Genomic DNA, 23,912 nt, shown 5'->3' with positions numbered 1-23,912 from the left:
GGCGGCCTTTGTTATCTCCGTCTTTCACTATTCATCCCGCTTCATGGGCGGCTTGGTCGCTTCACTTAGAGGTTTTTCAACCGAATCTTCCAGATACGCGCCTGGCCCAAGCAAATGCGCCATCCAGCGGGTTTGCGGGTGGCTATCGAGTGCAATCTTGAGGGTCATGGTCAGCAGTACAGACAGTAGCATTCCCGCCACACCAAACACCCAGCCCCATACCACCAGAGAAAGAAACGCGATCAGCGTCGACAACCCCAAGGCCCGCCCCATCAGACGTGGTTCCACCAGATTACCCAGCACAAAGTTGATACCCAGATAGCACATCGATAGCAAGAACGCCTGCCACAGACCACTATCCTGCGAGACCAGCAACAGCAGCACCGGCGGCACCGCCGCAATAGCCGAGCCAATATTGGGAATGAAATTCAGCGCAAACGCCAGTACTGCCCATAACAGTGGAAATTCAACGCCTACCGCCAAACAGGAAATCCAGACCAGCACCGCCGTTGCCAGGCTGATAATCGTTTTTACTGCCAGATAGCGCTTGAAGGTACGGCTGAACTCGGAGAAACGCTTCAGGCTGGGGGCCGGGTTTTCCAACGCCAGCGACACCTTATCGCGAAAGTGCAGCGTCTCGAACAGCATGAACACAACAAGCAGCGATACCACGATGCTCTGCATGAACAGATTGCCGATCTCGCCAAGAATCGCCGGCATCCAGGACGTGATGCTCTGATTATCAAACAGGGTATTCAGCTGCTCAGGGTCTATCGCAAGCCCCAAGGAGGACAGGGTGTTCAGCAAACTCTCATAGGCCTCATAAAGGCGCGACTCTATATCCGGTAGCGAATCGACAAAGGTGCTGAAACTGTTCACCACCAGCAACCCCAGCAGTGATGCCAACCCCAGCAATACCATCAGTGTCAGTAACACCGCCAGGCGCATCGACAACCCCAGGCGGTGAAGCCACTGCACGGGCGAGGTACACACCACCGCAATAAAAAACGCCAGCAAAAGCGGTACCAGCAGGCTGGAGCCCGCTTTCATGCCGCCTATAATGATCACCAGCGCTGCCAGAGATAGCGTGGCGTTGAGCGGCATACTGCTATAATTATCGTCTTGTGGCGGTTTGTTAATGGGGTCAAGCATATGACGCGCAAAGCCTCCTTGCAGGGTGATGGATACTGCATGATGACGCCTCGCCTACCTTTGCACAAACCTCAGGTGCGTAAGCAGGGAACAAAAACCTGTTGGCCTTTAGATTAAGCGCGCTGGTAATGAGAACTTTTGCACCCTGCGAGTCTCAAAGTCGAGATAAGTGACTGTCAGAGTCAACCGCTAATACGCGAATTATCCACGCCATCATTAAACATTATCGGAAAAGCGCACATGAGAGCACTTACCAGAAGATTGGCATGCACACTTCCACGTGTACCCTATTGGCTCATGGTCGGCAGCATGACAGCCATGGCACTCACTCCGGCTGCTCAGGCCAACGAAACCTCACGTCTTAATGTTGATGCCAAGGCGCATATCGAAGTCGTACCTGACAGGGCCACGCTCAATGCACGGCTATGGGAAGAGACACCCGCCATCGAGCAGCTGGCAGAAGAAGAGGAGGCTGCCTTGAGTGAAGCAAGGGCAAGGCTTGAAAAACGCGCCAGCGAGTTGATCACCATGCTTGAATCACAAGGTATCGAGCGCGACGCCATTTCAGCGGGCTCCTTGAACATATACCCACGCCAGGTCCACAACCGCAACCAAGACGGCGACGGAGAAACGCTTAAACGAAACCGGCTTGAACGTCCTGTCAAGGTTCAGCTGGATGACATAGAACAGGTCAGTGCCATTCTGGATGCGCTGATCAGTGCAGGTGTCAATCAGCTGGATGGGGTCGAGTTCGACCTTAAAGACAGAGACGCGGTGACCGACGAAGCGCTGGTCAAGGCGTTGGATAAGGCCCGCCACAAGGCTGATCTGATGGCCAGCACCCTGGGCGCAGAACTGGGAAAGGTGCATCATGTTCAGGAAACCCAGTCGCCCAGCTACCAACCGCGCATGATGGCAGTGAGCGCTGAGCAGAATGATTCGGGTCGAGCCAAGGCGCCCCAGACAGAGTATCGCCCCGGCACCGTGCGCATTGATGCCGAAGTCAGCGTGGAGTGGCTACTTAAAGACTGATCGACGCGATACCACCCATATATGGCCGCAGTGGCTCAGGTATGATCACACTGCCATCTGCCTGCTGGTGATTTTCCAGCACTGCCAGCAGGCAGCGCCCGACGGCCAGTCCAGATCCGTTCAGGGTATGCACAAGTTGAGGCTTCTTTTCATCCGGATGACGGAAACGCGCCTGCATACGCCGAGCCTGGAATTCTTCACAGTTGGAAATCGACGAAATCTCACGGTAGGTCTCCTGGCTAGGCAACCAGACCTCCAGGTCATAAGTCTTGGCAGCCCCAAAGCCCATATCACCGGTACACAGGGTCACCACCCGATACGGTAGATCCAGTGCCTGCAGCAAGGCCTCCGCGTGGCCGCGCATGTCCTCCAGTGCCTCATAGCTCTTGTCGGGCTCAACAATCTGCACCATCTCTACCTTGTCAAATTGGTGCTGGCGAATCATGCCACGGGTATCACGCCCATGAGAACCCGCTTCAGAACGAAAGCATGGCGTATGTGCCGTCAGTTTCATCGGTAGCACCCCCTGATCGACAATTTCGTCGCGAACAAAATTGGTCAGCGGCACTTCCGAAGTGGGAATCAGGTGATACTCACGCTCGTCATCCAGCCTGAACAGATCTTCACCAAACTTGGGCAGCTGGCCGGTGCCCATCAAAGAATCGCGATTGACCATATAAGGTACATAGCATTCTTCATAGCCATGTTTGAGGGTTTGCGTATCCAGCATGAACTGCGCCAGCGCCCGATGAAGGCGGGCAACCGGTCCGCGCATTACCGCAAAACGGGCGCCGGTCAGCTTGGATGCCAGATCAAAATCCAGGTACCCCGACTGCTTGCCCAGATCGACATGGTCCAGCACCCTGAAATCAAACTTACGTGGCGTACCCCAGCGGTGCAGCTCAACGTTGTCGTCCTCACTCTTGCCTTCAGGCACGCTCTCATGGGGCAGATTAGGAATACCGCTGACCAGATCATCCCACTGCGCCTGCACCTCGGCCAGTTGCTGTTTGGCTGCATCCAGGCGCTCGCCAAGATCACTGACCTCGTTCAGCAGCGGCTGGATATCATCCCCATTGGCTTTGGCCTTGCCAATCGCCTTGGAGCGGGTGTTGCGTTCGCTCTGCAGCTGCTCGGTCTGTGTCTGCAGTTCACGCCGCCTGGTTTCCATCGCCTGCAGCGCCTGTGTATCCAACATAAACCCCCGGCGGGCCAGTTGTTTCGCCACCATATCAAGATCACCGCGCAGCAGTTTCGGGTCGAGCATGAGTCATTCCTTCGCCTGGGTTCAGTGAACGTCACGGCCAGTGCCGTGATAAAAGTGCCTATTGTAGGCAAAAGTGGCAGACACGGCCATGGCAAGAAACACGTTAATAGCCTTCAACAAACGGGCGCTGACAACTTCATTCCTGTTCTATCTATGCTAGTCTTGCGAGCAGACAGGTAAACCGTCAGGGATGAAGCGGCACACGATGACCGACGTGGAAACTCGACAGATTCAGCCTAGCCGCCAATACTGATTCTGGTTAATAAGTAAACGCATTCCAGTGAACACACATTCATGATTTACCTCATTACATCCGGCCTGGGCCTGGTCGCACTGACAGTGCTTGTTCACATCCTGTGTCTTGCCTTGCTGGTGAAATGGACCAGTCAGTTGCGCAGGCACTTTCTGGACGTTGGTTCCTTTGGCTCAACCTTCTGGCTTCTGGTCAGGGTTGTCTGGGCCATTTTACTCAGTCATATTATTCAGATATGTCTTTGGGCAATGTTCTATTACGTCAATGGCAGCTTTCCCTCTGCCGAATCATCACTTTACTTTTCAGGCGTCACCTATACCACTATCGGATATGGAGACGTTGTCATTGCTTACCCTTGGCGGTTATTGGCAACAACTCAGGGCCTGGTTGGCATACTGATGTGCAGTCTGTCAGCAGCATTCTTCTTTTCTTTGATGACACGGTTACTGTTCAGCCGCTATCAGCAAAATGACATCTCTTAGCACTTCCAGAGCACGTCCTGCTTTGCAAGTGCACAGCTCCTTGACAAATTTCACCTGCTTGATGATTGCTCGTTGCACTCGACCAGAAAAAAAGCGCCTTGAAATATCAAGGCGCTTTCTCTATCCGTTAAAACCGGTCAACAATCAGACACAGGTTCAGGCGTCGGGTTGTGAATACCGCCTGTCTCTCAATGTCTGAATCCACTGGTAGAACACGGGTACCAGCAGGGTGCCAAACAGGGTAGCCGTAATCATGCCGCTAAGGACGGTAACCCCGAGGCTGACGCGGCTTGCTGCTCCGGCACCGGACGCAAACACCAGCGGCAGGACACCCAGAATGAATGAAAACGCTGTCATGAGAACGGCCCGGAAACGCATGACAGCCGCTTTTCTGGCCGCTTCTTTGGTTGATAATCCACCTTGCCGGAGTTGCATGGCGAACTCGACAATCAGGATCGCTGTCTTGGTGGAGAGGCCAATCAATAGCACCAGGCCGACCTGGGCGTAGATATCATTGGCTAACCCCAGCATCCATAATCCGCCCATGGCGCCAAACATCGCCAGTGGCACGGCACCGACGACCGCCAGTGGCAGGCTCCAGCTTTCATATTGGGCAACCAGGAAGAGATAAACCAGCAAAATGGCAAACACAAAAATCAAGGTCGCCAGGCTGCCTGCCTCAATTTCCTGCAGACTCTGTCCTGCCCAGCTGAAGGAATAGCCTTGGGGCAGGGACTGAGCAAGTTCTTCCATGGCATTAAGCGCATCACCGCTGGCAAAACCGGGCGCTGCCTCACCCGATATGGTCACAGCACGCTCAAGATTGAAATGGTCGATGGATGAAGGCCCCAGAACAGGCTCCAATGACGCCAGCGTGGATAACGGCACCATGTCACCATACTCGTTACGCACGTAATAAAATGACAAATCTTCAGCAGAACGGCGGTATTCGCCTTCTGCCTGAATCATTACCCGATAGTTTTTGCCAAACCTTGTAAAGTCATTCACATACAAAGAGCCCAGTTGAGTTTGTAATGTCGTAAAAATATCCGACAACTGTATACCCATTGCCTTGGCCCGGTTGCGGTCAACCGTCAGCAGGTACTGGGGAATATTAGCGCGGAAAGTACTATACACATTGGCCAGCGCTTCTTGCTGATTGGCTTCATAAATGAGCCCCATCATGACCTGGGAAAGCTGATTGACATCGCGCCCCTGGCTATCCTGGAGCCGGAAGTCAAACCCTGAGGAGGTGCCAATGCCGGGAATCGCTGGCGGATTGAATACCCTGACCTGCGCCTGGGGTAGCACCACCAGCTCATTTGTAAGGCGCGCCAGCACGCTTTCCAGGCTCAATACCTGGTCGCTACGCTCTTCCCAATCCTTGAGAACCGCTATCCCCATACCGTTGTTACTGTTGGCGCCGCCGAGTAGGGAAAACCCGGAAACAGAAATGAAATCCGTGACAGCGGGGTCTTCGAGAACAGTCTCTGTCACGTCCTCCAGCACAACATCCGTGCGTTCCAGAGCGGCAGCATCCGGCAGCTGCACATCGACAAACACAAACCCCTGATCCTCGGAAGGTACAAAGGCACCGGGGACAGATTGAAAAAGCCCGGTTGTCAGCGCTATCAGCGCTATACTTCCAATTCCCGCCAATAACCCTTTACGCAATAACCGGGTCACAAGGCCGTCATAGCGATCAGTGGATTTGACAATCAGCCAGTCGACTGGGCGCATCCATTTGATAGACGTGTTTCCTCCGCGCCCCAACAGAGACACACACAAAGCTGGGCTGAGGGTAAGCGCATTGATAGAAGAAATGATGACCGCAACGGAAATCGTGACCGAGAACTGCTTATACAGCTCACCGGTAATGCCGGGCATAAAGCCCACTGGAACAAATACCGCCAACAATACCAGGGTGGTGGCAATGATGGGCCCTGTGACCTCCTTCATTGCCTTGGCGACGGCTTCCTGAATAGGCAGCTTTTCCTCTTTCAGTATGCGTTCAACGTTCTCGATGACGACAATCGCATCATCAACCACTATCCCGATGGCCAATACCAGACCAAACAGGGTAATCATATTGATTGAGTAGCCCAGCACCGCCATGATGGCAAAGGTACCCACCAGCGAGACGGGGATGGCTATGCTGGGAATTAATGTTGCCCGCCAGCTCTGCAAGAACAGGAAAACCACCAGGATAACGAGCCCCACGGCCTGATAGAGTGTGACCAGGACTTCTGAGATGGACCGCTCGATAAACTCTGTCGTATCAAAAAGAATATCGTAGCTGACTCCATCAGGGAATCGAGCGGAGGTATCACCGACAACCTCTTTCACCTGATTGGCCACATCCAGCGCATTGGCATCAGGTAACTGATAAATAACGACAAAGGCAGTATCCTGATTATTCAGTTTGGCCGTTGAAGAATAGGATCGAGAACCAAGTTCTATTCGACCGATATCCTCCAGCCGCACAAAGCCGCCGTCGTCACTGGCGCGCAAAATGGTCTGTGCGAATTCATCCGGGTCGGACAATCGTTCTCGACTCTGAATGCTGTAAACAAACTGCTGACCGTCCGGTACGGGCTCCTGACCCAGCTTTCCCGCAGCGACAATCTGATTTTGTTCCTTGAGGGCAGCTGCTACTTCCGAGACTGTAATATTGAGTGCCGACATACGCTCAGGGTCAAGCCAGACCCGCATGCTGTAATCCTTGGCGCCCAGAACTTCCGCCGAGCCTACGCCGGGTACCCGGCCCAACCTTTCTACCAGGTTATTGGAGGCATAGTTGCTCAGGAAAACGCCGTCAAGATCATCACGCTCAGAGGTAAGGTTGATACCAATCAGCATATTACCGGACTGTTTTCTGACTACGACGCCTTGTCGCCTGGCCTCATCAGGTAAAAAAGGTTCGGCAAGTGCCACGCGATTTTGCACATTCACCTGGGCAATGTCCGTATCGGTGCCACTCTCGAACGTCAGCGTTATTTTTGCGGCACCATCACTGGTCGAGGATGACTCCATGTAGAGCATTTTTTCAACGCCATTGAGCTGCTGCTCAATGGGCCTGACAACTGCTTCCTCGACAATTTCAGCGCTGGCCCCCGGCAGCGTGGCCGACACCTGAATCTGCGGAGGTGCCATGTCGGGAAACATGTTAACCGGTAAGCCCCGCAACGCCAGAAGTCCTGCCAGAGTGATCAGAATCGAAATGACAAAGGCAAACTTGGGACGATAGATGAATATCCGACTGATCATTTAACGCCCCCTGAGGCTTCCTGGATCACACCCGTCATGGCATCGATGCGCTTTTCCAAAGGTTCCACCTGCACACCGGTGCGTACTTTCTGGATCCCTTCAACAATAACCGCCTCACCACTGTCCAACCCTGCTTCAACTGTCCATAAAGCACCTTGCCGGGCGCCCGTCTGAATAAAACGCTGCGCCACTCGATCGTTTTCATCAACCAGCAGAACAAACTTGCCTTCGTTATTTTCCTGAAGCGCTACTTGTGGAACCAGTATTTTCTCCACGCCCTGGCGCTGTTCCACATTAAGTGTCACGAAAAGCCCTGGCACCAGGGTTGCATCAGGGTTAGGAAAGGCAGCGCGGGCAGCCACCGTTCCCATGCGCTCATCGACTCTTATGTCAGTAAAGGAAAGCTCACCGTCGTGCTCATGTTGATCACCATCGGCCAGCGTCAGCGTCAGGTCCAATTGCTGGCTGAATTCACTACTGGAGTCGCGGTTTCGATACGCCAGAAAATCCGCTTCATTGACCTGAAACTCAACAAACATGGGATCTGTTTGGACGACCTCAGCAATCGGCCCACTGGAGGGGCTGACAACAGCGCCTGGATCAAAGTTGGCTTTACCCACCCAACCACTGAAAGGGGCGCGTATTTCAGTGTACTCGAGCGCCTGCTGTGCCCGTTGTGTTGCCGACTGAGCAGCCTCTTGACGACCCTGAGCCTGACTGAAGCGATCCTTTAGCTTGTCGAGATCCGCCGCGGAAAGATAACCATTGACGGCAATTTCTTCACCACGACGCAGATTTCGGGCAGCTGACTGAACTTCCGCATTGGCCGCAATCAATTCTGCTTCGGCCTGGCGCAGGTCAGCATTGGCATTGTTACTTTCAAGGCTCACCAATACCTGCCCTTCCTCAACCCTTTCGCCCTCGGTGAAATTGATATTACGTATTTCGGCTTGTGTGCGAGACGTAATAGCTGCCTTGCGGGAAGGTGCAGTCCGGCCGATGAAAGACCAGGTGGGTGTCGTCGCGGCCTTTTCAACGGTCACCACAGAAACAGGGACAATCACTTCCTCAACAGGCGCATCACCCTCGCTGCAACCTTGTGTTGATCCCAATACGGCGATCCCCATAAAAACAAACGTTGTTCTAATCCATTTGTTTACAGGTTTTGCATAGGTGAAGCGCATTGAATTGATCCTCTGGTAAACACAGCGGTAGATTCATTGTTGGTGCAGATAGGAATAGATCAGAACTAAAAGCAATTTTATAAACTGATACAGCTAATACTTAAGTTGCTCATTAGCATATGCTGACTTAACAGATACTAGCTGTTGATGCCTTTCACATCCAGCGTTAATTCGTCCTTGATGCATCCTTGAAAACATCCTGAAACACGACCTGGATCAATAAAAGACTTACCCGAACCCGTAATATGGGAAACGGTATCCATGTATCAAAATGAGAGGTAGAGATCATGTTGGAAAATGTCATGCCTTATGTATATGGCGGTATCATCTTACTCAGTGTTCTCTGTTTTGGCACAGTCATATGGCTGGGACGGAGTTTGCGCGCCAGTGAAGCGCCAGCGCCTGCTGAAGAGGAAAAGAACGCCCGGAAAGCCAACGCCAGCTGATCAGTTGCAGAAATTCGGTGGCCATTTTATGGCCTTTTTTGCCGATGCTGCTGTGTGCAGCCGGGGGGTGCCTGCGGTAAAGTGGAAGCATTCGAATGGCTGGAATCTGGCCGTGTTCTTTCACCTCGTGCTGCCTGCGGCAGCCGAGCCGATAACGATGGCGTAGCCCCTACCATGATTGCATCCCTGGATTCTGACCGCGTCGCCTTTGAGTCGCTAAGCAGTGACTATGTGCGCTTCCTTGAAATCCTCAAGGCCAATGGCTTTGAAGGTGAGATTTGCCCGGATTATGCCAGCCGCACCGTGCTGGCCACCGACAATTCCATCTATCAACGCTGGCCTCAGGCGGTGGTGTACCCAAAGCACAGCGAAGACCTGGAACGAATAACCCGAATGGCAGCCCAGGTACCCAACCGCAATATCGTGCTCACTGCACGTGGCGGCGGCACCGGCACCAACGGCCAGTCACTGACTGACGGCATCGTGGTCGACGTGTCGCGGCATATGAACCGCATTCTGGATATTGATGTAGAGAACCGCCAGGTGCGTGTTCAGGCGGGCGTGGTGAAAGATCAGCTCAACGCTGCCCTCAAACCCCACGGGCTGTTTTTCGCGCCAGAGCTTTCCACCTCCAACCGCGCCACCATTGGCGGGATGATTTCAACCGACGCCAGTGGACAGGGCAGCTGTGAATACGGCAAGACCCGCCATCACGTGCTGGAGCTCGATACTGTCCTGATCGGCGGTGAACACCTGCATAGCCGCCCACTCAGCAGCGCTGAGGAAGACGCTGCCTGCCACCAGGCAGGCATCATCGGGGATATTCACCGCACTGCCGCCAGCATCATTGACCAGCAGCGAGACCTGATCGAGGCCAAATTCCCGCCTCTCAACCGCTGCCTGACCGGCTATGATCTGGCTCATCTGCGCACTGAACAGGGCGAGCTGGATATCAACAGCCTGCTGTGCGGCTCGGAAGGCTCGCTGGGGTTTCTCAATGAAGCCGTCCTGAATGTGCTGCCTATCCCCAAGCACTCTACCCTGGTCAATGTGCGCTACGCGGGCTTTATGGATGCCCTGCGCGATGCCAAGGCGCTGATGGCCAGCAGCGAACGGCCGACCTCGATCGAAACCGTCGATGATCAGGTGCTACTGCTGGCCATGGACGATTTTGTGTGGGATAGCGTCGCCACCTTTTTCCCCGCAGGTGATACACCGATCCGCGGCATCAACCTGGTCGAGTTCAATGACGACGACCCTGAGCGCCTGGCCCGCCGGATCAAGGCATTTACCGACCACTTGAGCCGGGATACCAGCGTTCAGCGCCTGGGCTACACCCTGGCCCAAGGGCGGGCAGACATCCAGAAAGTCTACGCCATGCGCAAACGCGCCGTGGGCCTGTTAGGCAATGCCAAAGGCGAAAAACGCCCGATTGCCTTTGTCGAGGATACCGCCGTGCCGCCAGAGCACCTGGCGGATTTTATCGCTGAATTCCGAGCAGCACTGGATGCCCGCGATCTGCAGTATGGCATGTTTGGCCATGTGGATGCCGGCGTGCTTCACGTGCGCCCGGCTATTGATATGAAAGACCCGCAACAGGAACGCCTGATCCGCGAGGTCTCGGATGAAGTCGTCGCTCTGACCCAGAAGTATGGGGGCCTGCTATGGGGCGAACATGGCAAGGGAGTGCGCTCCGAATTCGGCCCCAAATTCTTTGCTGAACTCTACCCCAGCCTGCAGCGGGTCAAAGCGGCGTTTGACCCGGAAAACCAGCTCAACCCGGGTAAGATTGCCTCGCCCTTGCCCGCTTCCATCAAGTCTGATGACGACGTGATTGCCCGGGACAGCGACCCTGCCCTGCTCAAGGTGGATGGCGTGACCACACGCGGCCAGCTTGACCGTCAAATTGATGAACGCGCCTGGCAAGCCTATGACGCGGCGGTTTACTGCAACGGCAACGGCGCCTGCTACAACTACGATGTGGATGATCCTATGTGCCCATCGTGGAAAGCCACCCGCGATCGCAACCAGTCTCCCAAGGGCCGCGCCAGCCTGATGCGTGAATGGTTGCGGTTGCAGCAGGAGGCAGGCATTGATGTCGTGGAAGAGTCACGCAAGAAAAAAGCCGAAGGTGTCTTTGGCTTTATTAAACGCTTGCCGCTGCGCGCCATGAATACCTTGAGCAGAAAACAGCGCCACGACTATTCCCACCAGGTGTATGACGCCATGGCCGGCTGCCTGGCGTGCAAATCCTGCGCCGGACAGTGCCCTATCAAGGTTAACGTACCCCAGTTCCGCTCGCAGTTTCTGGAGGTTTACCACGGCCGTTACCTGCGCCCACTGCGCGACTATATTGTCGGTGGTACTGAGCATATGCTGCCGACCATGGCCAGGGTGGCCCCGCTTTATAATGCCGTGATCGGCCAGCGCTGGGTGGACACCCTGATGCGCAGGGGCCTGGGGATCAGCGATTCGCCACAGGTTTCCCGCGCCAGTGTCAAAAAACAGCTACGCGCCTGGGGCGTTGCGGAAGCCACGCCTACCTCACTGGCCATGCTGACGGAAAAGCAGCGCGCCAATAGCGTGGTGTTGGTTCAGGATGCCTTTACCACGCATTTTGAAGCCACCCTGGTGATGGACATTATCGAACTGCTGACGCGTCTTGAGATACGCGTACTGGTCATGCCGTTTTCTGCCAACGGCAAACCCCTGCATGTGCAGGGGTTTCTGGGCGCTTTCGAACGCACTGCCCGTCAACAGGCCAGGCGCCTGGCCACCCTGGCACGTTTTGAGGTACCCCTCGTGGGCATTGATCCGGCCATGACGCTGACCTACCGTCAGGAATATGTCAAAGCCCTTGGCCAGGAGGATGTACCCCCCGTTTTATTGCTTCAGGAATGGCTGACGACACGTCTGAACACCCTGGTGCCACACAGGCTTGAAGTGGATGACCCAGGGTTCCGGCTGCTTTCCCATTGCACCGAAAAAACCAATGCCCCCGGTAGCCCCAAGGCCTGGCAACAGGTGTTTGACGCCTTTGGTTTGCAACTTGAACTGACCAGCACCGGCTGCTGCGGCATGTCCGGCACTTACGGCCATGAAACCCGTAACGTGGCAACCTCAAAAACCATCTACGCCCAATCCTGGCAGCCCCAGGTGGAAGCCGAGGAAAATAGTGGCCGGCTGCTGGCCACCGGTTACTCCTGCCGCAGCCAGGTCAAACGCTTCTCCCAGCAGACCTTGCCCCACCCGTTACAGGCACTGCTGACGCAGTTAAGATCGGCTGATCAGAAAAGCGTCGGTTAAAACGTCACAAGCCCCGCTTCGGCGGGGCTTGGCACAGTCAGAAAACACCATGAAACCTAGAAAAACAGGTTTTTCAGCGCCTGACCGGGGTCCTCTTCGCGCATAAAGGCTTCGCCGACCAGAAAGCCATTGATTTCATGGTCACGCATCAACTCGACATCGTCGCGGGTATGGATGCCTGATTCGGTAATCACGGTCACGTCTTCAGGGATACGTATCAAAAGGTCCAGGGTAGTGTTCAGGCTGGTATCAAAGGTATGCAGGTTGCGGTTGTTGATACCCACCAGCTTGAGATCCAGCGCCAGCGCCCTTTCCAACTCATCACTGTCGTGAACTTCCACCAGCACATCCATGCCCAGCTGCTGGGCCTGCTGATTAAGATCGCGCATCCGGGCATCATCCAGCGCCGAGACAATCAGCAGGATGCAGTCAGCACCGATCGCTCTCGCTTCAGACACCTGGTAACCGTGGGTAATAAAATCCTTACGCACCACCGGCAGGCTGCAGGCATCCCGGGCAGCTATCAGATAGTCTTCATGACCCTGAAAATAGTCCGCATCGGTTAACACAGACAGACAGGCGGCACCGCCGTCGGCATAGCGTCTGGCGATCTCGGCCGGCTCGAAGTGCTCACGAATGACGCCCTTGGACGGTGAGGCTTTCTTGATCTCGGCGATCACGGCCGGATCACCGCTGGCAATCCGCCGGTTCAAGGCTTGAATGAATCCACGGGGTGCACCCTGATGTTTGGCCAGCGTCAGCAGGTCGGTTTCAGACACCGCCTCACGGCGCTCGGCGACTTCCTGATCCTTGCGGGCCAGAATACGGTTTAGAATGGTGGGCGTTGCCTGATCAGTCATAACGTCTCTCTTTTACTGTTTGAAGACGCTGGTAAAGTGTGCCAGCTCTCGCAGTTTTTCCAAAGGCAGGCCTGACGCCTGGGCATCCTGAGCGACCATCACGCCCTCCTTGAGGGTATCCGCCACACCGGCGCAGTAAAGCGCTGCACCGGCATTCAGCGCCACCATTTCCGCTGCCGCCCCATCACCTGCCAACGCGGCCTTGACCAGTTGCAGGCTCTCCGTTGCACTGTTGGCTTTCAGGGAAACCAGGCTCTGGCGCTCGATGCCCAGATCTTCTGGGTCGATGGTGTAATGATGGATAGCACCGTCTTTCAACTCTGCCACCAGAGTGGGAGCGGCCAGGGAAATTTCATCCAGCCCGTCTTCGGAATGCACCACCATGACATGACGACTGCCTAGCTGTTGCAGCACCTCAGCCATCAGCGGTACCAGCTCAGGCGAGTAGACCCCCAACACCTGGTTCGGCGCACCGGCCGGGTTGGTCAGGGGCCCAAGAATGTTGAACAGGGTGCGCACTCCCATCTCGCGGCGCGGGCCAATGGCGTGGCGCATGGCCGGGTGATGATTGGGGGCAAACATGAAGCCTACGCCAACCTGCTCGATACAGCGGCTGACCTGCTCCGGGTTGAGATCCAGATAAATACCGGCAATATCAAAAAGATCCGCACTGCCTGAAGAAGAAGAGACGCTACGATTGCCGTGTTTGGCCACATGTGCCCCGGCGCCGGCGGCCACAAAACTTGCCGCCGTGGAGACATTGAAAAGATTGGCACCGTCACCTCCGGTACCCACGATATCAACCACATTGTCGGCGTGCAGCGTTACACGGTTCATCAGTTCGCGCATCACCTGAGCCGCTGCACTGATTTCCACCGCACTCTCGCCTTTCATTGCCAGGCCCACCAGCAAGCCGCCAATCTGGGCATCGGTTGCCTCACCGGTCATTATCTGACGCATCAGGATGTGCATCTGGTCAAAGGTCAGATTCTCGCGCTGCATCACAGCGTTAATGGCATCTCGCATGAGCATGAATTCGTGAGCCTCCAGGCTGAGATAATGTGCGCTTTCAGCGACGTTTGAGGAAGTTGGCCAACAGCTGGTGGCCCTGACGGGTCAGGATCGATTCCGGGTGAAACTGCACCCCTTCTATATCCAGTTCACGGTGACGCAGCCCCATGATCAGATCCGGCGTCACATCATCAGCGCCTGTCCAGGCGGTAATTTCCAGACACTCTGGAAGGCTGTCCTTTTCCACGACCAGAGAATGGTAGCGAGTGACGTCCAGCGGATTTTTCAACCCGGAAAAGACGCCCTGCGCATCATGCTGGATTGCTGACGTCTTGCCATGCATCACCTGAGGCGCGCGTATCACCTTGCCACCATATACCTGGCCAATGGCCTGATGCCCGAGACAAACCCCGAGAATGGGTAACCGTCCGGCAAAATGGCGAATCAGATCCATCGAAAGACCCGCCTCATTTGGCGTGCAGGGGCCGGGGGAAATAACGATATGGCTGGGTGCCAGGGCATCGATCTGGGTCAGGCTGATGTCATCGTTACGATGCGTCAGCACCTCGGCGCCCAATTCACCCAGATACTGGACAATATTGAAGGTGAAACTGTCATAATTATCCAGCATCAGAACTTTTTGCGGCATAGCGTTTGAAACTCCATCGACTTATTTCTTGGGTGATGCCCCTGAATCAGGCGATAACCCGGTCTGGTTCAGTAACAGCTAGCGCTGATCCAATCCACCTTCTGCCATGGCGACCGCCCGGAACAGGGCGCGGCCCTTGTTAAGGGTTTCCTGCCATTCAAGTTCCGGCACGGAGTCGGCGACGATGCCTGCACCGGCCTGGACATGTACCTGCCCATCCTTGATCACTGCGGTACGAATCGCAATCGCGGTGTCCATATTGCCATGCCAGGACAGGTAGCCCACCGCGCCGGAATAGATACCGCGCTTGACTGGCTCCACCTCATCAATGATCTCCAGCGCGCGAATCTTCGGCGCCCCGGACACCGTACCTGCCGGGAAGGTCGCACGCAGTGCATCCATGGCGGTCAATGACGGCATCAGCTGGCCGGTAACATTGGAAACGATATGCATGACGTGGGAATAGCGCTCCACCACCATCTGATCGGTTACCTCGACGCTGCCCGTCTGGCTGATGCGGCCTACATCGTTTCGCCCCAGATCGATCAGCATCAGGTGTTCGGCAAGCTCCTTGGGGTCCGCCAGCAGTTCAGCTTCCAGCGCCCTGTCTTCCTCCTCATTCCTGCCGCGCTTACGGGTCCCTGCAATCGGGCGCACCGTGACCTCACCTTCTTCGGTGCGGGTCAGGATTTCCGGCGATGAGCCGACCACCTGATGGTCGTCCAGGTTGAGGTAAAACATGTAAGGAGATGGATTGAGACTGCGCAGCGCGCGGTAAAGATCCAGCGGCGGCGCCTGATAAGGCGTCGACATGCGCTGGGAAGGCACGCACTGCATGATATCCCCTGCCAGCACGTATTCCTTGATTTTTTCCACGGCCGCCTTGAAACCTTCTTCGGTAAAGCCGGATTCAAAATCGCTTTCTTCAACGGCAGAACGACCGCTTCCCTTGCTTTCGGGCCGGGTGTAGGCCTCATGAAGACGCTGTTCGAGATGGTTAAGATGCTGCTCAGCCTTGGCCAAGGCCTCAGGTTCACTGGGGTCGACATGGGTCAGCAGCGTCAAACGCCCGGAGAGGTTGTCGAAGACGACCAGGTCGTTGCACACCATCAGTAGAATGTCCGGCACCCCCAGGGGGTCAGGCTTCTCGACGCCGCGCAGACGAGGTTCGATATAACGAATCGTATCATAGCCGAAATACCCCACCAGACCACCGTCAAAGCGCGGCCGGTTATCCAGCTTGGGCACCTTGAAACGCTGCTGGAACTGCTCGATCCAGTCCAGGGGGTCAGCCACTTCGGTCACCCCTTCGGATTCGCCTTCGCGGATGTGGCGCACGGTAAATCCACGCACTTCAATGCGCTCCTGGCAAGGCAGGCCGATAATCGAATAGCGCCCCCACTTTTCACCGCCTTGAACCGACTCCAGCAGGAAGGTCCAGGGCATATTGGCCAGTTTCAGATAGGTCGAAAGCGGTGTATCCAGGTCCGCCAGCACATCACGGGAAACAGGAATACGGTTATAGCCCGCCTGGGCCAGCTCGGCAAAGGTGTCCGGCGTCATCATCTGGCAGTCCTTGTCGCACAGGGCGTTTCAGCGATTAAATCAAAAAGGGAATCAAGCAGCACATCCGGGGCGCTCAGGGCAATCGGCTCACCGTGGTTATAGCCGCCAGGCAATGCAAAGGTGGTAAAACCGGCCGCCTTGCCTGCCCCGACATCGTGGCGGGAATCGCCCACCATGGCACAATCTGCCGGGCTGACGCCGTATGTCTTGGCCGCATGCAGCAGTGGCAGCGGGTGGGGTTTCTTTTGCGTCAGGGAATCGCCCCCCAGGTACAGATCAAAATACTCCAACATGGCGAAATGCTGCAAAATCGGCATGATAAAACGTTCGGGCTTGTTGGTGATCAATACCTGACGTAAACCCGCCGCACGCACAGCCTCAAGTACCTCCAGGGCGCCCGGGTAGAGGCGGGTCAAATGGTCAGGCGCCTGGCTGTAATGGGACAGGAAGGCGTCATAGGCGCGCGCATTGAGCGTCGCATTCGGCGACTTGCCCAGCGCCCAGCTCAGTGCGCGTTCGATCAGCACCGGCGCACCGTTGCCGACCCAGTCGCGCACATGGGTTTGCTGCGGCGGGGCAAGCCCTTCGCCTGCCAGCGTTTTCTGAACGGCAACGGCCAGATCCGGCACCGAATCAATCAGGGTGCCATCCAGATCAAAGGCCAGCAGTTGCTTGTCTTTCAGCTGTGCGTGCACCGGCGCCTCCGTTATTGCCCAGCTTCAGCCAGTCGGGCGCGCATCTTGTTGATCACGCTATCGTAACCATTCGGATCATCGGTCTGATGGGCACTGAAAATTGCTGAGCCGGCCACGAAGGTATCGGCCCCTGCTGCGGCCACCTCCGCAATATTGTCCACCTTGACGCCGCCATCCACTTCAAGGCGGATATCGCGGCCAGAAGCATCAATTCTGGCCCGCGCTTCGCGCAGCTTATCAAGCGTCGCGGGGATAAACGCCTGGCCGCCAAAGCCCGGGTTGACGCTCATCAACAGCACCATATCGATCTTTTCCATCACGTAATCCAGATACGACAGGGGAGTGGCCGGATTGAAGACCAGACCGGCCTTGCAGCCACCATCGCGGATCAGCTGCAGCGAACGATCAATGTGCTGGGAGGCTTCAGGGTGAAAAGTGATCATGTCAGCCCCGGCATCAATAAAGCTACTGATCATCTGATCCACCGGCGTGACCATCAGATGCACATCAATGGGTGCGCTAACGCCGTGCTTGCGCAGCGCTTCACAGATCATGGGGCCAATGGTGAGGTTGGGCACATAGTGGTTATCCATCACATCGAAGTGCACCCAGTCAGCGCCAGAGGCCAGCACCTTGTCGACTTCTTCACCCAGACAGGCAAAGTTGGCGGAGAGGATCGAGGGCGCAATCAGAAAATCCCGTGGAGTGGTCATGAGCTATCCAGATCATAGATGAAAAATTCGTGCCTATGATACCAGACCTTAAAATCATGCGTTTGCAGCAAGCTAGCGCATAAGGATAAAAATTGCCTACACTTATATTCTAAAAAAGAATATAAAACATTATTGTAATTCCATAAGTGCAGGTTTAGTCTTCTTGTCATTCTCTTAATACTTCAGGCCCATCGGCCTTCAAGGAGTCACAAGATGGCATTACCTGTTCTGCCTACCATTAACAACGCCCGTCTGGGTGCCAGTCTGCTGGCGCTGACGCTGATGGCCAGCGCCTCTACCGATGCGCTGGCGCAGGACGAGCGCGAGTTGCTGAATTCTTCCTATGATATCGCCCGTGAACTGTTCGCTGAGATCAATCCTGAATTTGCGGCCTGGTGGCAGCAAGAGCACGATGAAGAGATCACCATCAGCCAATCCCACGGTGGCTCCTCCGCTCAGGCCCGCGCCATCCTGCAAGGCATGCGCGCAGATGTAGTGACCTTTAACCAGGTCACCGACGTTCAGGTACTTGCCGATGCCGGCCTGGTGGCTGAAGACTGGCAGGAAGCGCTTGCCAACAACGCCTCACCCTACTATTCGACGACGGCCTTTCTGGTGCGTGAAGGCAACCCTGAAGGTATCGAAAGCTGGGCAGACCTGACGCAGGATGATATCGAAATTGTGTTCCCCAACCCCAAAACATCCGGCAACGGGCGCTACACCTACCTGGCGGCCTGGGGGTTTGCGGAAGACCAGTTCGACGGCGATGAACAGAAAGTGCGCGACTTCATGCGCGACTTCCTGAGCAACGTCGTGGTGTTTGATACCGGTGGCAGAGGTGCTACCACCAGCTTTATCGAACGTGGCATGGGCGATGTGCTGATCAGCTTTGAATCCGAGGTCAACAACATCCGCGGCGAGTACGGCAGTGACGACTACGAAGTGGTGGTTCCGCCGGTGAGCATTCTGGCCGAGTTCCCGGTCGCGGTCGTCGGCCCCAACGCCGAGCGCAACGGTAATGCCGACCTGGCCCAGAGCTATCTGGAGTTTCTCTATACTGAAGATACCCAGCGCCTGCTCGCGGGCTTCAACTACCGCGTTCACCATCCGGACGTTATCGCTGAGTTTGCCGACCGCTTCCCGGAAACCGAGCTTTTACAGGTGGAAGAGGTATTTGGCAGTTGGGACAACGCCATGGAAACCCATTTCGGTAGCGGCGGTCTGCTTGACCAGCTGCAGCGTCGCTGAGGTCTGCCATGAGCCTGGCTAGGTTTGGCGCCCTGTCCTTCAAGACGGAGAAACGGGTTCTTCCGGGTTTCGGTCTTTCCATGGGCATCAGCGTACTGTTCATCTCGCTGGTTCTGCTGCTGCCCATGACCGGCCTGTTCGGCCAGTTGGCGGGGCTTAGCCTGGCCGAATACTGGGCCATCATCAGTGAAGGCCGGGTGGTGGCGAGCTACATGGTCACCATAGGGGCAGCGGCTGTCGCTGCCCTGGTCAACGCCGTGTTCGGCCTGCTGCTCGCCTGGGTGCTGGTGCGCTATGAATTCCCGGGTAAGCGCCTGCTGGATGCGCTGATGGATCTGCCCTTTGCGCTGCCAACTGCCGTGGCAGGCATCACCCTGGCCACGCTTTACGCCAGCAACGGCTGGATGGGCCGTTGGCTTGAGCCGCTGGGATTTCCGGTTGCCTATACCTGGGTGGGTATTGCACTGGCCATGGCCTTCACCAGTATTCCTTTTGTCGTACGCACCGTACAGCCTGTCCTTGAGGACATGCCTGCTGAAGTGGATGAAGCCGCCATGACACTGGGCGCGCGCGATGGCGTCGCTTTTCGCCGGGTGATCCTGCCGCACTTGTGGCCAGCCCTGGTCACTGGCACCGGGCTTGCCTTTGTGCGCTCGCTGGGTGAGTTTGGTGCGATCATCTTCATCGCTGGCAATACGCCCTACGAGACAGAGATCACTGCCCTGATGATCTTCGTCAAGCTTCAGGAATATGACTATGCCGGCGCCTCGGCAATTGCTTCTGTGGTGCTGTTTGTCTCACTGGCACTCTTGCTGGCAATCAATATCTGGCAGGGCCGCTTTATTCGTCGTTTACACGGAGGAAAGGGCTAATGCGCCGTATTGGTGATGCGCCTGGCGTGCGCCGTGTACTGATTGGCACCGCCGTTGTGCTGTCGGCACTTTTTCTGTTGCTGCCCCTGGTGGCCATTTTTGCCCAGGCCTTTGCCCAGGGTGTTGACGTATTCTGGAGTAACGTCAGTGACCGCTACACCCTGCATGCCATTGGCCTGACCCTGGGCATTGCACTGCTGACCATTCCCATCTGCCTGGTGTTCGGCGTGGCGTTGGCCTGGCTGGTCACCCGCTTCAGCTTTCCGGGAAGGCGCCTGCTGCAGACCTTGATCGACATCCCTTTTGCGGTGTCGCCGGTGGTCGCAGGCTTGATCTACCTGCTGCTCTACGGGCGCAACGGCTGGCTGGGCAACTGGCTGGACGGTTACGATATCCAGCTGATGTTTGCCTGGCCGGGGATCTTGATGGTCACCGTGTTTGTGACCTGCCCCTTCGTTGCCCGAGAGCTGATTCCGCTGATGCAAGCCCAGGGCTCCCGTGAAGAGGAAGCCGCCGTTACCCTGGGCGCGCCTGGCTGGACAACTTTCTGGCGGGTGACCCTGCCCAATATCCGCTGGGCCTTGTTGTATGGCGTGATCCTGACCAACGCCCGAGCGGTAGGTGAGTTTGGCGCCGTCTCTGTCGTTGCCGGGGCCATTCGCGGCAAGACCAACACCCTGCCCCTGCACCTTGAACAGCTGTATCAGGACTACAACACCGTCGGCGCTTTTGCCAGCGCGGCATTACTCGCCCTGATCGCCCTGCTGACGCTGGCCGCCAAGGCCGCTCTGGAATGGCGCCAAGCGCGCCGGGAGGCACTCGCATGAGCATTCGCTTACACAATATCGGCAAACACTTTGGCAGAGGCCGCCATCAGACCCTGGCGCTGGAACCGGTCAATCTTGATATTCACTCCGGTGAGCTGGTGGGCCTTTTGGGGCCGTCGGGCTCGGGTAAGACCACCTTGCTACGCATCATTGCCGGGCTGGAAAGCGCCGACCACAGCCAAGAGCCGAGCAGGATTCTGTTTGGCGAACGTGATGTGACCCATATTCACGTGCGCGATCGCCGCATTGGCTTTGTGTTCCAGCATTACGCCCTGTTTCGGCATATGACGGTATTCGATAACGTAGCCTTTGGCCTGACCGTCATGGCACGCAAGCAACGCCCCAGCAGCGGCGAGATCCGCTCACGGGTGTTGCGCCTGCTTGAGATGGTCCAGCTTGAACAGCTGGCCAACCGCTATCCGGCCCAGCTTTCCGGCGGCCAGCAGCAGCGGGTTTCCCTGGCCCGTGCGCTGGCAGTCGAGCCTGAGGTACTGTTACTGGATGAACCCTTTGGGGCCCTCGACGCCAAGGTGCGCCAGGAACTGCGCCGCTGGCTGCGTCACCTTCACGACGAACTCAACTTTACCAGCGTGTTTGTCACCCACGACCAGGAAGAGGCATTGGAGCTGTCTGACCGGGTGGTCGTGATGAGCAATGGCCGCATCGAGCAGATCGACGCACCGGAAACCCTGTATCGTGCACCCAAAAACCGCTTTGTATTCGAGTTTCTCGGCGACGTTAATCATCTGGAAGGCCATGTCAGCCAGGGTATACTGACCTGTGGCGATGCACGACTGAACGTTGATCTGCCCGATGGGCACGAGGAGTTGTTGCTGCGACCGCACGAGGTGCGCCTGGCTAGCTCCCCCACGGCTGAATGCCATCTGCCGGTTACCATCACGGCCATTTCTCCCGTGGGTGCCGAAGTGCGCGTTGAACTCGAAGCCGACTGGCTCGCCAAGCCCTGGCTTGCCACCGTGCGCCATACCGATTTCGAGCAGTTGGGACTCACCCGCGGCCAGCGGCTTTACGCGCATCCTCGCCAGTTCCATCGTTTTCAACAGCCGGACACCATTAAAGCCGATGCGCCGGTGGCCTGAACCGCTATAATGACGACTCACGTCTTTACCTCAGATGATAAAACCGGAGTTCTGCATGGGTCGTCAGCTTGTTCCACTTTTCTGCGTACTGTTAGCCGGTATCTGGCTCGCCGGCTGTGCCAGCCCTCATCACCTGGCGCTCTCGCCAACCCGAACAGCCGAGGTTCCACAGCTCGGCGACGGGCAATCTGTAAGCGTGTTTGCCCAGGACGGCCGTGATTCTGATGTGATTGGCCATCGCAGCGGCCAAGGGATGTCGACCTCGGTGATTACCGTGGATAGCCACCAAGTGGTGCCAAAACTTCAGGAGGAAGCCGAGCGCGCAGTGGCGGACATGGGGTTCACACCTACTCAGGAAAGAGCTGACGGCAGGCCGGTATTGACGCTCGAGCTTGCCAATCTCGACTATACCCACGGTGACAGCACCCAGATGGGCCTGGATGAAGCTAATATTGAGGGGGTGCTGCGCGCCGTCGTGCAACACCAGGGAACGACCTACACAGGCACCTACACGTCCCGTCGCGTTCAGAGTTATGCGGTCAAGCCAGGCCAGGCAGCCAATACGCGCATGCTAAATGAACTGCTCAGTGATGCCCTTAACCGCGCCTTCAGTGACCGCCAACTGGGCGAACTGATGGCGCGATGACGGGCACTGTCATGCTGGCTTCAAGCTGTTCGCCGCTGAGCCTCAGGCCAGCGGCCCTCGGCGGCAAAGGCCCCAGACGCTTTCCATGCGCCCCTGGGCATCTCTTGAACCGCTTCCAAGCTCGGTGAGCACAAAATTGGGGGTAAACAGCATGTCGATTTCAGCTTTGTTAACGCTGTAGGGTGGGCCATGATCACCCTCATCATGTTGAAGGCTGACCAGCAAGCCCTGTGCACCGGGCGGCACCAGCTGGGCCAGGTGAAGCGCATAGCGTTGACGTGTTGCCGGCGGCAGGGCAATCAGCGACGCGCGATCATAAAACGCCCCTATCTCATCGACCTGGCGAATATGCAGATGAAAGAAATCCCCCTGCCATAGCTCCACCATACCTTGGCGTGCGACCGCAAAACCGCCCTGGCGATAACGTGATACACCTGCCTGAGAACGGCTTGCCTGCTGCTCATCGAGAAACTGCTCGATGGCCTCAGGCGCCAGCTCAACGCCCAACACCGGGTGTCCGGCGTCGGCGAGCCAGTGCATATCCAGGCTTTTACCACAAAGGGGCACCAGTACCTTGGTGCCAGCCGCAATGTCCAGGCCTGGCCAGAAATGCGCAAGCGCCGGATGGGTGTCATTACGGTGGAAACCGATACGCCCCTCACGCCAGCGTTGTCGCCATTGTTCACGCATCAGGTCACCTCCTTACTGAAACCAGCGATCACGTTTCTTACGCCGACGCGGCAAATGGGGCACGATCAATCCCACCACCAGACCCGCCCCGGCCACGCCGCCACCGTACATGAAGTAACGCAACAGCAAGTCTTCTTCCTGAGTGTCCAGACGCGCCTCGAGTTCGCGTACCTGCTGGCGTTGCTGGTCAGCGTCTTCTGTCAGCACAGCGTTGCGGTTTTCAAGCTCGCTGATACGTTCTTCGCGAACATCCAGGGTTTCGGTCATGCTGGCTACCCGCTGTTCCCACTCCTCATTGATTCCTGCAAGCTCAGTCGTAAGCGCTTGGACCCGGCCTTCAAGCGCAGGCAACTGCTCACGTGCGCCGGGGGTGTCCTTGAGCTCATTGCTGAGCACCCAGACATCATCATCGTCACTGTTGCGAACGCGGCTATAGTCACCGCTGGTTTCCAGTACCTCGACCTGCTCACCCGCGGTCAGGGTACCGATAATCCGGTAGCCGTCCGTGGGGCCGCTGCGCACATAGGTGCTCAGTTCATCGCTTACCCAGGCGTCATTGGACTGCGCCAGCACTGAGCCACTGGAGAGACCAACCAGTAACATCGTAATGGCTACACGGGCTCGGCGTAGAGTGAAATGCTTCATT

21 protein-coding genes are annotated in these 23,912 nt (G+C 56.4%); 9 read left to right on the top strand and 12 right to left on the bottom strand.

The features are described from left to right. Positions 1–27: 27 nt before the first annotated feature. Positions 28–1,152: an AI-2E family transporter gene (locus tag LL947_RS04635; RefSeq protein ID WP_290820867.1), complete on the bottom strand. Its 1,125-nt coding sequence runs from the start codon at positions 1,150–1,152 to the stop codon at positions 28–30. 318 nt (positions 1,153–1,470) lie between these two features. On the opposite strand from LL947_RS04635, the gene LL947_RS04630 reads away from it, so the two are divergent. Beyond that, positions 1,471–2,184, top strand: a complete 714-nt coding sequence (locus LL947_RS04630; RefSeq protein ID WP_290820869.1) for an SIMPL domain-containing protein — start codon at positions 1,471–1,473, stop codon at positions 2,182–2,184. Here the strand turns inward: LL947_RS04630 and serS are convergent. Next, a complete protein-coding gene (gene serS, locus LL947_RS04625; RefSeq protein WP_290820871.1) occupies positions 2,174–3,451 on the bottom strand; it encodes a serine--tRNA ligase in 1,278 nt (425 codons plus the stop codon). The two genes, LL947_RS04630 and serS, sit on opposite strands and share 11 nt — an antisense overlap. 294 nt (positions 3,452–3,745) lie before the next feature. Between serS and LL947_RS04620 the strand changes: the two genes are divergently transcribed. Beyond that, a complete protein-coding gene (locus tag LL947_RS04620) occupies positions 3,746–4,186 on the top strand; it encodes a potassium channel family protein (protein ID WP_499834093.1) in 441 nt (146 codons plus the stop codon). A 156-nt stretch (positions 4,187–4,342) separates the two neighbouring features. Here the strand turns inward: LL947_RS04620 and LL947_RS04615 are convergent, their stop codons facing one another. Continuing rightward, positions 4,343–7,453: an efflux RND transporter permease subunit gene (locus tag LL947_RS04615; protein ID WP_290820875.1), complete on the bottom strand. Its 3,111-nt coding sequence runs from the start codon at positions 7,451–7,453 to the stop codon at positions 4,343–4,345. Further along, complete coding sequence (locus LL947_RS04610; protein ID WP_499834092.1) at positions 7,450–8,565, bottom strand: efflux RND transporter periplasmic adaptor subunit; 1,116 nt, start codon at positions 8,563–8,565, stop codon at positions 7,450–7,452. Before LL947_RS04610 ends, LL947_RS04615 begins: the two co-directional genes overlap by 4 nt. 459 nt (positions 8,566–9,024) lie before the next feature. Between LL947_RS04610 and LL947_RS04605 the strand changes: the two genes are divergently transcribed. Next, positions 9,025–9,249 carry a hypothetical protein gene (locus LL947_RS04605; protein ID WP_499834091.1) on the top strand — a complete coding sequence of 75 codons (225 nt, stop codon included), beginning with the start codon at positions 9,025–9,027 and terminating at the stop codon, positions 9,247–9,249. Positions 9,250–9,257: 8 nt separating this feature from the next. Next, complete coding sequence (gene ydiJ / locus LL947_RS04600) at positions 9,258–12,389, top strand: D-2-hydroxyglutarate dehydrogenase YdiJ (RefSeq protein WP_499834090.1); 3,132 nt, start codon at positions 9,258–9,260, stop codon at positions 12,387–12,389. A gap of 56 nt (positions 12,390–12,445) precedes the next feature. On the opposite strand, the gene trpC is transcribed toward ydiJ, so the two are convergent. The 6 genes from trpC to rpe all read right to left on the bottom strand — a co-directional run bounded on the left by trpC (position 12,446) and on the right by rpe (position 17,883). Then, positions 12,446–13,249 (bottom strand): indole-3-glycerol phosphate synthase TrpC, encoded by an 804-nt coding sequence (gene trpC, locus LL947_RS04595; protein WP_404416860.1) that lies wholly within the window; start codon positions 13,247–13,249, stop codon positions 12,446–12,448. Positions 13,250–13,261: 12 nt separating this feature from the next. Beyond that, positions 13,262–14,281 carry an anthranilate phosphoribosyltransferase gene (gene trpD / locus LL947_RS04590; protein WP_290820885.1) on the bottom strand — a complete coding sequence of 340 codons (1,020 nt, stop codon included), beginning with the start codon at positions 14,279–14,281 and terminating at the stop codon, positions 13,262–13,264. Positions 14,282–14,318: 37 nt separating this feature from the next. Further along, entirely contained in the window at positions 14,319–14,909 is a 591-nt protein-coding gene (locus LL947_RS04585) for an anthranilate synthase component II (protein WP_290820886.1), read from the bottom strand. A gap of 78 nt (positions 14,910–14,987) precedes the next feature. Then, positions 14,988–16,472, bottom strand: coding sequence for an anthranilate synthase component I (gene trpE / locus LL947_RS04580; RefSeq protein ID WP_499834373.1), 1,485 nt, complete (start codon positions 16,470–16,472; stop codon positions 14,988–14,990). Continuing rightward, positions 16,472–17,170: a phosphoglycolate phosphatase gene (locus LL947_RS04575; RefSeq protein WP_290820888.1), complete on the bottom strand. Its 699-nt coding sequence runs from the start codon at positions 17,168–17,170 to the stop codon at positions 16,472–16,474. Before LL947_RS04575 ends, trpE begins: the two co-directional genes overlap by 1 nt. An 11-nt stretch (positions 17,171–17,181) precedes the next feature. Further along, positions 17,182–17,883, bottom strand: a complete 702-nt coding sequence (gene rpe, locus LL947_RS04570) for a ribulose-phosphate 3-epimerase (RefSeq protein WP_499834089.1) — start codon at positions 17,881–17,883, stop codon at positions 17,182–17,184. 213 nt (positions 17,884–18,096) lie between these two features. On the opposite strand from rpe, the gene cysP reads away from it, so the two are divergent. From cysP to LL947_RS04545, 5 genes are read left to right on the top strand one after another with little or no spacing between them, the layout of a single operon-like run. After that, a complete protein-coding gene (gene cysP / locus LL947_RS04565; RefSeq protein WP_499834088.1) occupies positions 18,097–19,131 on the top strand; it encodes a thiosulfate ABC transporter substrate-binding protein CysP in 1,035 nt (344 codons plus the stop codon). A gap of 8 nt (positions 19,132–19,139) precedes the next feature. Beyond that, positions 19,140–20,003, top strand: coding sequence for a sulfate ABC transporter permease subunit CysT (gene cysT, locus LL947_RS04560; protein ID WP_404416843.1), 864 nt, complete (start codon positions 19,140–19,142; stop codon positions 20,001–20,003). Next, positions 20,003–20,830, top strand: a complete 828-nt coding sequence (gene cysW / locus LL947_RS04555) for a sulfate ABC transporter permease subunit CysW (RefSeq protein ID WP_404416840.1) — start codon at positions 20,003–20,005, stop codon at positions 20,828–20,830. The genes cysT and cysW overlap by 1 nt, the downstream gene beginning before the upstream one ends. Continuing rightward, a complete protein-coding gene (locus LL947_RS04550; RefSeq protein ID WP_499834087.1) occupies positions 20,827–21,930 on the top strand; it encodes a sulfate/molybdate ABC transporter ATP-binding protein in 1,104 nt (367 codons plus the stop codon). Before cysW ends, LL947_RS04550 begins: the two co-directional genes overlap by 4 nt. Before the next feature lie 55 nt (positions 21,931–21,985). After that, positions 21,986–22,576, top strand: a complete 591-nt coding sequence (locus LL947_RS04545) for a YajG family lipoprotein (protein WP_499834086.1) — start codon at positions 21,986–21,988, stop codon at positions 22,574–22,576. A 42-nt stretch (positions 22,577–22,618) separates the two neighbouring features. Here LL947_RS04545 and LL947_RS04540 read toward each other — a convergent pair whose 3' ends face one another. Continuing rightward, a complete protein-coding gene (locus tag LL947_RS04540; protein WP_290820900.1) occupies positions 22,619–23,266 on the bottom strand; it encodes a class I SAM-dependent methyltransferase in 648 nt (215 codons plus the stop codon). 12 nt (positions 23,267–23,278) lie between these two features. After that, positions 23,279–23,869, bottom strand: a complete 591-nt coding sequence (locus tag LL947_RS04535) for a TIGR04211 family SH3 domain-containing protein (protein WP_499834372.1) — start codon at positions 23,867–23,869, stop codon at positions 23,279–23,281. Between the last annotated feature and the right edge of the window lie 43 nt (positions 23,870–23,912).

It is taken from the genome of Halomonas sp. BLK-85 (genome assembly GCF_044792155.1).
Lineage (GTDB): Bacteria > Pseudomonadota > Gammaproteobacteria > Pseudomonadales > Halomonadaceae > Vreelandella.
The sequence above is the reverse complement of the archived record's forward strand: the minus strand, read 5'-3'. Positions and strand labels throughout refer to the sequence as shown.

What these genes read in the sequence shown, in the direction of transcription:
- LL947_RS04585 (WP_290820886.1), bottom strand. Translation starts at nt 14,909, where the DNA reads ATGCCGCAAAAAGTTCTGATGCTGGATAATTATGACAGTTTCACCTTC.
- cysT (WP_404416843.1), top strand. Translation starts at nt 19,140, where the DNA reads ATGAGCCTGGCTAGGTTTGGCGCCCTGTCCTTCAAGACGGAGAAACGG.
- LL947_RS04620 (WP_499834093.1), top strand. Translation starts at nt 3,746, where the DNA reads ATGATTTACCTCATTACATCCGGCCTGGGCCTGGTCGCACTGACAGTG.
- LL947_RS04630 (WP_290820869.1), top strand. Translation starts at nt 1,471, where the DNA reads ATGGCACTCACTCCGGCTGCTCAGGCCAACGAAACCTCACGTCTTAAT.
- LL947_RS04545 (WP_499834086.1), top strand. Translation starts at nt 21,986, where the DNA reads ATGGGTCGTCAGCTTGTTCCACTTTTCTGCGTACTGTTAGCCGGTATC.
- rpe (WP_499834089.1), bottom strand. Translation starts at nt 17,883, where the DNA reads ATGACCACTCCACGGGATTTTCTGATTGCGCCCTCGATCCTCTCCGCC.
- ydiJ (WP_499834090.1), top strand. Translation starts at nt 9,258, where the DNA reads ATGATTGCATCCCTGGATTCTGACCGCGTCGCCTTTGAGTCGCTAAGC.
- LL947_RS04635 (WP_290820867.1), bottom strand. Translation starts at nt 1,152, where the DNA reads ATGCTTGACCCCATTAACAAACCGCCACAAGACGATAATTATAGCAGT.
- trpE (WP_499834373.1), bottom strand. Translation starts at nt 16,472, where the DNA reads ATGACGCCGGACACCTTTGCCGAGCTGGCCCAGGCGGGCTATAACCGT.
- serS (WP_290820871.1), bottom strand. Translation starts at nt 3,451, where the DNA reads ATGCTCGACCCGAAACTGCTGCGCGGTGATCTTGATATGGTGGCGAAA.
- LL947_RS04550 (WP_499834087.1), top strand. Translation starts at nt 20,827, where the DNA reads ATGAGCATTCGCTTACACAATATCGGCAAACACTTTGGCAGAGGCCGC.
- LL947_RS04615 (WP_290820875.1), bottom strand. Translation starts at nt 7,453, where the DNA reads ATGATCAGTCGGATATTCATCTATCGTCCCAAGTTTGCCTTTGTCATT.
- cysW (WP_404416840.1), top strand. Translation starts at nt 20,003, where the DNA reads ATGCGCCGTATTGGTGATGCGCCTGGCGTGCGCCGTGTACTGATTGGC.
- cysP (WP_499834088.1), top strand. Translation starts at nt 18,097, where the DNA reads ATGGCATTACCTGTTCTGCCTACCATTAACAACGCCCGTCTGGGTGCC.
- LL947_RS04540 (WP_290820900.1), bottom strand. Translation starts at nt 23,266, where the DNA reads ATGCGTGAACAATGGCGACAACGCTGGCGTGAGGGGCGTATCGGTTTC.
- trpD (WP_290820885.1), bottom strand. Translation starts at nt 14,281, where the DNA reads ATGCTCATGCGAGATGCCATTAACGCTGTGATGCAGCGCGAGAATCTG.
- trpC (WP_404416860.1), bottom strand. Translation starts at nt 13,249, where the DNA reads ATGACTGATCAGGCAACGCCCACCATTCTAAACCGTATTCTGGCCCGC.
- LL947_RS04535 (WP_499834372.1), bottom strand. Translation starts at nt 23,869, where the DNA reads ATGTTACTGGTTGGTCTCTCCAGTGGCTCAGTGCTGGCGCAGTCCAAT.